Below are 8976 nucleotides of genomic sequence, written 5' to 3'. Positions count from 1 at the left end.
AGTTTTAATGTTTTGATCTAACATCTGTTTTTACTCCAATGCATCCAAATTCTTTCAATAGATGCATAGTACGTTAAAACATAAAATAGGTGAAACAGTATGTTTTTATAGATTTGATCGGTTTTTTAGATTTTATTATTCACGTCTATTAAAAGAAGCCAACCTGAACTCATCCCAGCGCAGGTCGGCAAACTGGTTAAACTAGAGTAAGACCACACCAAATACAGCCCCAGCAATCAGGACATGTAAGGGATGAACCTTTTTAATTAAAGATAATAAAGTTGCAACGACGACCATAATGACAAGTAAAGTATTTATGGCAGCTGCCTCAGAAATAATCCAAGCACTGGCAAGAACAGTTCCCACGGTGACTGGTTGTAAAGCAAGCTGCAAAACACGGCGCCATTTCTTATCTTTAAATTTTGACCAGCCTCTCATCACAAATACAGTAATAAGAGATGAAGGTAAAAATTTAGCGGTAGAGGTCACGAGTAGACCTGACAACCCTGCTACATGCCACCCTACCAACGGTACAATCATCATGTTTGGACCGGGTGCTGCTTGGGCCATAGCAAACAATGCACTAAATTCTTGTGCCGTCATCCACTGGTGAATATCAACCACTTGCCGCTGCATTTCGGGCAAAATTGTATTCCCGCCACCAAATGCAATAAGAGACAATTGAGTAAAAATAATCGCTAAAGTAAGTAGAACTGCGCCCATTACACACGTCTCCAAATAATGGCTGAATAAAATGCCAACAAAATCAGCATGGTCAAAAGCAAAGAGATTTTTAGAAAAGCAATGCTGACAATTGCAGCGACAACTACACAAATCGCTAATGGATTACGTAACAATGGCTTAAGCATTTTCAAACCTGTTGCAACCAGAAGTCCAGCTGCTGCTGCTGCTAACCCTTCGAAAAGATGCTTCACCATTAAATTATCTTGGAACTGCTCATAGACATAGTGTAAAAGTACAACAATTATCGTAGGTGCAAGGATCAGACCAATGAGTGAACTCACTGCTCCACGAACACCGCGAAACTCCATACCAATCGCAACCGATAAATTGATAATATTGCCGCCCGGTAAAAATTGACACAGACCAAGCAACTCAGTGAATTTTTCAGGGCTTAACCATTGTCTCTGCTCTACAATAACCTTGCGTGCTAAAGGCAGCACGCCACCGAACCCAATTAAACCTAATGTTAAAAAACCTAAAAATAACTCTGTGCAGGTGGGGACACTCTCCTTCTGCACGGCAATCTCAACATGGTTCATTTTCGTTACTTTTCACTTTATCTGACCAAGATAGAATGATACTTTTGTGATATATCTACAAATGCTTTTATTTTCATTAACCATACCATAAAGGTATTTCTATGCTCGATTTAAATAAGCTTCATGCCTTTGTTGTGGTGATTGAAGAAAGGAATATTACGCATGCAGCAAACCGATTGTTTATTCAACAGCCGCCTTTAACGCGTTTACTCAAAAAACTTGAAGAAGAACTCGGTACTCAATTACTTATTCGTCAACCGCGTGGCATTGAGCCTACAGAAGCAGGCTTAGCATTATTTAAAGAAGCACAAATTTTACTAGAGCATGCGAGACATATTCCCAAATTAGTCCAAGATGTTAGCCAAGGTAAAACGGGACAACTTAATATTGGTTTTACAAGTTCCGCAGGTTTGCATCCGCTTATTTCACTCGTATTACGCTCATATCGAGAAATATATCCAAAGGTACAAACCAAACTTGAAGAAGCAGGCAGCCAAAAACAATTAGATCGATTAATTTCAGAGAAACTTGATATTGCTTTTTTAAGAGCACCGATCAGCCGTGATATTGGGTTAAAACATCTTCATATATTAGATGAACCAATGATGGCAGCATTGCCTATAGGCCATCCACTTACACAAAAAGAAAAAATTAGCTCAAATGACTTGTCAGATGAAAATTTTGTTTTATACCGTCGTTCTTCAGGACAGGGGTTATACGACAATATTTTATATAGCTGCTATCAGGCAGGTTTTAGTCCACGCATTATTCAGGAAGCACCTCGACCTACCGCTACATTAAATTTAGTCGCTGCTGGAATTGGTATAACGATTGTGCCAGCCTCAATGCATAATTTTTGGGAACATGAAATTGTATACCGCGAGTTTGATGATTCAATAAAACTGAATGCGCCTCTTTACTTAATTACAAGAGAAAATGAAAATTCAGCCAAAGTGGCAAACTTTATTGAATTATTACAGAAACTATTACCGACAATGATTTAATCTCAAAAAATACTCAATAAAAAGTGCCCTAACTAGAGCATTTTTTGGGATGAAACTGTTTATTTTTGATTTACTCGTTTTGATAGTTCTTCTGCCGATTCTTTCCGTTCCGAATAGCGATCAGTCAGATATTGTTTTTGCCCACGTGTTAATAACGTGAACTTATACAACTCCTCCATAACATCAACAATTCGATCATAGTAAGAGGATGGTTTCATACTGCCATCTTCTTCAAACTCTAAAAAAGCTTTAGCAACTGAAGACTGATTGGGGATAGTAATCATACGCATCCAACGTCCTAAAATGCGCATTTGATTAACCGCGTTAAAAGACTGTGAACCACCACTGACTTGCATAACAGCTAAGGTTTTGCCTTGAGTTGCCCGTATTGCCCCGCCAGCTAAAGGAATCCAATCAATTTGAGCTTTTAAAATTGAACTCATCGCCCCATGACGTTCAGGCGAACACCACACCATACCTTCCGCCCAAGCCAAAAGTTCATGTAACTCTTGTACTTTTGGATGATCAGTTGCTGCATCTTCAGGTAAAGGCAAACCTTTAGGGTGAAAAATTTTGACTTCGGCACCTAGGTATTCAAGGATACGCCCAGCAGTTAGCACAGCAAAACGGCTATAAGAGCGCTCACGGTTAGAACCATATAACAATAAAATACGGGGTGGATGTTCAAGCTGCTGCGCTTGGATCTGTTTAAATGTAGGCTTCTCCAAAAGGTTTAGCTCTACATTTGCTAAATCATTATTAGAACTGTTCATCTGAGAAATACTTTTTCTTTAACCAAAGCGAAACTGAAACGAGTGAAATTAAAACTGGAACCTCAACTAATGGTCCTATCACTGTAGTAAATGCTACAGGTGACGCTAAACCGAATGTGGCAATGGCAACCGCTAATGCTAATTCAAAGTTGTTTCCTGCTGCTGTAAATGAAATGGCAGTTGTACGTGGATAATTATTCCCCATACGCTTACTCATAAAGAAGCTAATGAAGAACATCACCACAAAGTAAATCGTCAGTGGAATCGCAATTCGCAGTACATCTAAAGGTAAGCTAACCACATCGCCACCTTTTAAGCTGAACATGGCAACAATAGTAAACAGTAATGCGATCAGACTTAACGGGCTAATTTTTGGTAAGAATTTAGTTTGATACCAATCTAAACCTTTTACTTTCACTAAAACCAAACGTGTCACAAAACCCATTAAAAATGGGATACCCAAGTAAACCAATACAGCATGGGTAATAGTCCAAAAATCGACATTAATGACTTGTCCTGCCACACCAAAATACGGCGGCAAAAAGGTTAAGAATAGCCATGCATAAGTGCTAAAGAATAAAATTTGGAAAATACTGTTAAAGGCGACCAAAGCTGCAACATATTGGTTATCCCCACATGCTAGCCCATTCCAAACCAATACCATTGCAATACATCGTGCCAAGCCTATCAAGATTAGACCTGTCATATATTCCGGATAGTTATGCAGAAAAATAATTGCTAAAGCAAACATTAAGACTGGAGCAATTAACCAGTTTTGTACTAAAGACAAAGCGAGTGTTTTCTTATCTTTAAATACTTCTGGTAAAGCTGCGTAATCTACCTTTGCCAAAGGTGGATACATCATTAAAATTAAACCAATCGCAATTGGAATATTGACGTTATCTACACTGAGCTGATTTAAAGACACTGATGCTTGAGGAAAGAAAACACCAATTGCTACACCTAAAGCCATAGCAATAAAAATCCATAGCGTTAGGTTTCTATCTAAAAATGATAGTTTAGATTTGGCCATGTCATTCTCTTTAATCAATGTGTGAGATTTGGTTAATTTCGTTAATAAGATGCGAACGGCTCAAATGTGCAATATCTAATGCAAATAAAGCATCTAAACGGCGGTTAATATGATCTACAGTTTCTTGGAAAGCTTTTAATTTTTCTTCTTTCGGTAAATCCAAGTGAGATGGGTCACTTAAGCCCCAGTGTGCTTTGATTGCACCACCTAAATAAAGTGGACATGCCTCTTGTGCCGCAGAGTCACAGACTGTAATCACAACATCTGGTTGATACTGCTCGCAGTCATCAATGGTTTTGCTCCATAGCCCATCTGTTGAAAGACCTAAGTTTTCAAGTGTTTCAATGGTTAATGGATGTACCTGTCCTGATGGTTTACTGCCTGCGCTATACGCCTTCCAACCTTGTGGTGCACGACTATTAAATAAAACTTCTGACAAAATGCTACGGCAACTGTTTCCAGTACATAAAAATAAGAATTTCATGGTGTTACTCACAATAGGTGGAAATAGACCCTAGCTGACCAGACAATGGTTTCATTGCATCGTCATCTTGCTGCGCCAAAATATTCAAAATGTTGTTTGCCCAGATCGGCAGTTCAGGATTAACGCTGTAATACACCCATTGCCCCTGTCTTGAATCAAGAAGGATGCCATGGGTCCGTAATAGGGCTAAATGTCGGGAAATTTTTGGTTGGCTCAACTCAAGCTGTTCAGTTAGCTCGCAGACACAGATATTTTGTTTGCTCTGAACTAACTTAAGAATGTTTAACCGAGTTTGATCAGAAAGACACTTAAAGAAATCGACTTGAGTGATCATATTTGCAGCCAATCATATTCGTTATTTCAAATATACGCATATCCATATATAAATGCAATATCTTAATTCAACGATGAATTTAATATGACTCAACCAGTGAAAATCTATCATAACCCTGCTTGCGGAACATCACGAAATACATTGGCACTTATTCGTCATGTAGGGCTTGAGCCTATTGTTATTGAATATTTGCAAACGCCTCCAAGTAAAGATGAATTAATTCAACTCATTAACGATTCAGGCTTAACTGTACGCGAAGCAATTCGTAAAAATGTTGATCCCTATAAAGATTTAGAGTTGGAACAAGACCATTGGACCGATGAACAGTTAATTGATTTTATGGTGCAGTATCCAATTTTAATTAATCGCCCATTTGTTGTAACTTCAAAAGGTACACGACTTTGCCGCCCTTCTGAAATTGTTTTAGACATTCTAGATTCACAAAACTTAGGCTATTTCGCAAAAGAAGATGGTGAAGTAATTATTGATGAACAAGGCCGTCGTATAAAATAATTGAAGATCCTTATTAATATAAAAAGCTAAATAGCATGACACTATTTAGCTTTTTTGAATGAATAGGCTAAAAATAGGATTTGATAAAAGGAAGAAGTTGCTCTCCGACTACCATGCCTAATAAACCGACTAATGCAACAAGAGGCGGAGCTGGTGACTTAACATTTAAAACATAATATAAGACACCAACAAGTAGCCCTACAGCCAAAGATAACAAGTACATTTTCATCGTACATACCTTAGAAAACCAAGCCATTTAAAGCGGCAGGCCCCCATAATGTTTATTTAAAATGCGAAACAAGAACACCCGAGTGCACCCCAGAAAGATTTTTTATCTTTATCATTTACAGGCACGTCAAGCATCCAAGCGTGGCTATGTCCATGCATGCCACAACTGCTAGCACATGCACACAAAGCACTTTGTGACTGTAATGATTGATTGGAAGGTGCATTACGATTTTCAGATAAACGCCACTGACCACCAAAGCGCTTTACTGGCGACCATGTTGGAGATGCTGGCGGTAACGGCGGATCGTCTTGCTTAAACTCTGCGCCTGCATATACCACTTTACCACCTAAAATAGTCAGTACAGACTCAATCCATTGGATATCTTCTGCTTCAACTTTGAAGTAGTCATCAGATAGTACGACCAAGTCAGCAAGTTCCCCTGCCGTTAGTGAACCTTTGATATCTTTTTCACCCGAAAACCATGCGGAACCTTTAGTCCAGAGTTTGAGTGCTGTTTGACGATCTAATAGATTTTTTTCATCATACAGCGGTAAACCACCGACTGTTTTACCAGTACTTAGCCAATACAAACACACCCAAGGGTTATAGGATGCAACACGAGTCGCATCTGTTCCCGCACCCACAGGAACATCGAGTTCTAACATTTTCTTAACTGGTGGCGTTGCCTGAGCAGCCTCGGCACCATAGCGTTTTACGAAAATCTCACCTTGATATGCCATACGGTGTTGAATGGCGATACCACCACCCAACGCACCAATACGTTCGATATTACGCTCAGATACGGTTTCGGCATGGTCAATAATAAATCGAGTTGCAAAAGGCTGTTTTGAATTGACGCGCTCAAATACATTCAGCAAACGATTAATACTTTCATCATAGGTTGCATGAATACGGAATGGCCATTTCTTTTCAGCCAAGTGCTCTACAATGGCTTCGAGTTCGCCTTCCATTTTTTCTGGTAAATCTGGACGTGGCTCATAGAAGTCTTCAAAGTCACCCGCAGACCACGTCAGGTTCTCACCTGCTCCATTCATTCTAAATAATTCATCACCATCGCCCGGAAATGTCATTTCTGTCCAACGGCGATAATCATCAAGCTCTTGACCTGCCTTCTGAGCAAATAGGTTATAAGCAATTCGCACTGTCATTTGATTTTGATCGTGTAATTGCTTAATCACATCATAATCTTCAGGATAGTTTTGCCCGCCGCCACCCGCATCGATTGCAGAAGTAATACCTAATCGATTTAGTTCACGCATGAAATGACGAGTTGAATTGACTTGATCTTCAACGGGCAATTTCGGTGCTTTACCTAAGGTCGAATACAAAATCATAGCTGATGGCGTTGCGAGCAACAGTCCTGTTGGCTCACCCTTTTCATCTCGTACGATCTTGCCGCCAGGCGGGTCTGGTGTGTCTTTGTTAAAGCCCAATACATCAAGCGCAGCTCGGTTCAACAAGGCGCTAGCATATAAATGTAAAACAAATACTGGAGTATCAGGAGCGGCTTTATTAATTTCTTCTAAAGTCGGTAAACGCTTTTCGGCAAACTGGAATTCAGTCCAACCACCTACTACACGGACCCATTGTGGAGCTGGCGTATTATCTGCTTGCTCTTTAAGTAAGCGTAGTGCATCCGCAACGGATGGTACACCTTCCCAGCGCAGTTCCATATTGTAATTTAGGCCACCACGAATAATATGCAGATGACTGTCATTTAGACCCGGTATAACGCGACGACCATTTAAGTCTACGACTTTGCTTGTAGGTGTTGCGAGCTTCATAACCTCATCATTTGTACCCGTACGCACGACTTTACCATCTGCAATCGCTATTGCTTGTACTTCGGGGTTCTGAGGATCTAATGTTGTGATTTTACCGTTTATGAGTATGAGGTTTATTTCGGTCATTCTGAACTCCATTCTTGTGAATTATCGTTCTAAAAAATAAAGGCATATCTGTATTAATATCACTTAAATATTGAATACTAGACATGCCTTTACCTAAATCAGTTCTGTTTTTATTTTGCAGAAACTGGTGCAAGTACTTCGTGCTTTGATGTTGTACGTTCAGGTGCCTTATGAACCATCGTATAAGCATAATCCACACCCATACCATAAGCACCAGAATGCTCACGTACAATTGCCATAACTGCATCATACGTATCACGGTGTGCCCAATCACGCTGCCATTCAAGTAACACTTGTTGCCAAGTTACAGGAACGACACCCGCTTGAATCATACGTTGCATGGCATAGTCATGTGCTTCTTTCGATGTACCACCAGAAGCATCCGCAACCATATAAATTTCATAATCACCTTCAAGCATGGCGCCAAAAGCAAAGGTGTTATTGCACACTTCAGTCCACAAACCTGAAACAATCACTTTTTTACGATTATTTTTTGCAAGCGAATCCCGTACTTTTTGGTCATCCCATGAATTCATTGAAGTACGTTCTAGTAATGGAGCATCTGGAAATACATCTAAAAGTTCTGGATAGGTATGACCAGAGAAGCTTTCAGTTTCGACCGTAGTAATAGTGACAGGAATATTGAATGTTTTAGCTGCTTTTGCTAAGCCTACAGTATTATTCTTTAATACTTGGCGATCTATTGACTGTACCCCAAAAGCCATTTGTGGCTGATGATCAATAAAAATAACCTGACAATTTGTTGGTGAAAGTTGTTCTAAAAGTGACTTATTCATGGGTAAACTCCATTATTCCTTATGAGTAATGCATTAAAATTGCTTACTGGTCATTATCAAAACAGATAAAAATGTAAAAGCATAGACAGCAAATCAGCACGAATCTGTATGCTGTACGAATACAATAAAATCAATGATTGCTTTTTAATTTTTATAGTTTAATCATTGATATATATTTTTTTAACTTTTGCTTATCCATGGATCGATTAGACTGTATTTCCACTTTTGTAAGTGTCGTAGAACATGGGAATTTTAGTAGCGCAGCCAGAGCACTCGACATCTCTCGTGACTTAGTGGCCAAACGTGTTTGCTACCTCGAAAATGACCTAAAAACTACTCTGCTAACCCGAACCACAAGACAGATGAACCTCACCTCTTGTGGAGAAAAGTTTTATCAGCATAGCAAAGTCATTTTAAGTGAGTTTGAATGGGCTGCCTACGAAATTAGCTATAACCAACAGTACCCAGAAGGCGAACTCAAGCTTAATACGCCAATGTCTTTTAGCAATATTTTTCTTCAAAATATCATTTCAGACTTTATTGAGAAATATCCCAGCATAAAAATTGATTTGTTCATGACAGATCAGTTATTAGA

General features: G+C 39.3%; 12 protein-coding genes. 3 read left to right on the top strand and 9 right to left on the bottom strand.

The genetic code is table 11. The annotated features are described in order from the left end of the window. Positions 1 to 201 precede the first annotated feature (201 nt). The gene (locus HUN22_RS13120; RefSeq protein ID WP_174730147.1) at positions 202 to 723 is read right to left on the bottom strand and encodes a chromate transporter; all 522 of its coding nucleotides are present in this window, start codon (positions 721 to 723) and stop codon (positions 202 to 204) included. After that, a complete protein-coding gene (locus tag HUN22_RS13115; protein ID WP_174730144.1) occupies positions 723 to 1283 on the bottom strand; it encodes a chromate transporter in 561 nt (186 codons plus the stop codon). The genes HUN22_RS13120 and HUN22_RS13115 overlap by 1 nt, the downstream gene beginning before the upstream one ends. A 101-nt stretch (positions 1284 to 1384) precedes the next feature. Here HUN22_RS13115 and HUN22_RS13110 point away from each other — a divergent pair, with 101 nt between their 5' ends. Continuing rightward, the gene (locus HUN22_RS13110; protein ID WP_174730141.1) at positions 1385 to 2287 is read left to right on the top strand and encodes a LysR family transcriptional regulator; all 903 of its coding nucleotides are present in this window, start codon (positions 1385 to 1387) and stop codon (positions 2285 to 2287) included. Between the two features lie 59 nt (positions 2288 to 2346). Here the strand turns inward: HUN22_RS13110 and arsH are convergent, their stop codons facing one another. The 4 genes from arsH to HUN22_RS13090 are packed head-to-tail and all read right to left on the bottom strand — an operon-like array spanning position 2347 to position 4911. After that, positions 2347 to 3060, bottom strand: coding sequence for an arsenical resistance protein ArsH (gene arsH, locus HUN22_RS13105; protein WP_174730113.1), 714 nt, complete (start codon positions 3058 to 3060; stop codon positions 2347 to 2349). Further along, positions 3047 to 4093 (bottom strand): ACR3 family arsenite efflux transporter, encoded by a 1047-nt coding sequence (arsB, locus tag HUN22_RS13100; RefSeq protein ID WP_174730110.1) that lies wholly within the window; start codon positions 4091 to 4093, stop codon positions 3047 to 3049. Before arsB ends, arsH begins: the two co-directional genes overlap by 14 nt. A 10-nt stretch (positions 4094 to 4103) precedes the next feature. Beyond that, complete coding sequence (locus HUN22_RS13095; RefSeq protein ID WP_174730107.1) at positions 4104 to 4577, bottom strand: arsenate reductase ArsC; 474 nt, start codon at positions 4575 to 4577, stop codon at positions 4104 to 4106. 4 nt (positions 4578 to 4581) lie between these two features. Further along, positions 4582 to 4911: a metalloregulator ArsR/SmtB family transcription factor gene (locus tag HUN22_RS13090; protein WP_174730104.1), complete on the bottom strand. Its 330-nt coding sequence runs from the start codon at positions 4909 to 4911 to the stop codon at positions 4582 to 4584. A gap of 84 nt (positions 4912 to 4995) precedes the next feature. Here HUN22_RS13090 and arsC point away from each other — a divergent pair, with 84 nt between their 5' ends. Next, positions 4996 to 5424: an arsenate reductase (glutaredoxin) gene (arsC, locus tag HUN22_RS13085; protein WP_174730101.1), complete on the top strand. Its 429-nt coding sequence runs from the start codon at positions 4996 to 4998 to the stop codon at positions 5422 to 5424. A 67-nt stretch (positions 5425 to 5491) separates the two neighbouring features. On the opposite strand, the gene HUN22_RS13080 is transcribed toward arsC, so the two are convergent. From HUN22_RS13080 to HUN22_RS13070, 3 genes are all read right to left on the bottom strand, one after another. Beyond that, positions 5492 to 5653 carry a DUF1427 family protein gene (locus tag HUN22_RS13080; RefSeq protein ID WP_016141301.1) on the bottom strand — a complete coding sequence of 54 codons (162 nt, stop codon included), beginning with the start codon at positions 5651 to 5653 and terminating at the stop codon, positions 5492 to 5494. Between the two features lie 56 nt (positions 5654 to 5709). Next, entirely contained in the window at positions 5710 to 7584 is a 1875-nt protein-coding gene (locus HUN22_RS13075; protein ID WP_174730098.1) for an amidohydrolase, read from the bottom strand. Between the two features lie 110 nt (positions 7585 to 7694). Further along, positions 7695 to 8381 carry a hydrolase gene (locus HUN22_RS13070; protein ID WP_031948072.1) on the bottom strand — a complete coding sequence of 229 codons (687 nt, stop codon included), beginning with the start codon at positions 8379 to 8381 and terminating at the stop codon, positions 7695 to 7697. Between the two features lie 197 nt (positions 8382 to 8578). Here HUN22_RS13070 and HUN22_RS13065 point away from each other — a divergent pair. Next, positions 8579 to 8976, top strand: a 398-nt coding sequence (locus HUN22_RS13065) for a LysR family transcriptional regulator (RefSeq protein WP_174730095.1), incomplete at its 3' end; no start/stop codon positions are given.

It is taken from the genome of Acinetobacter lactucae, assembly GCF_013344765.1.
GTDB classification, from domain to species: Bacteria; Pseudomonadota; Gammaproteobacteria; order Pseudomonadales; family Moraxellaceae; genus Acinetobacter; species Acinetobacter lactucae_A.
Note: the sequence above shows the minus strand (reverse complement) of the source record. Positions and strands in the feature narration are given on the sequence as shown.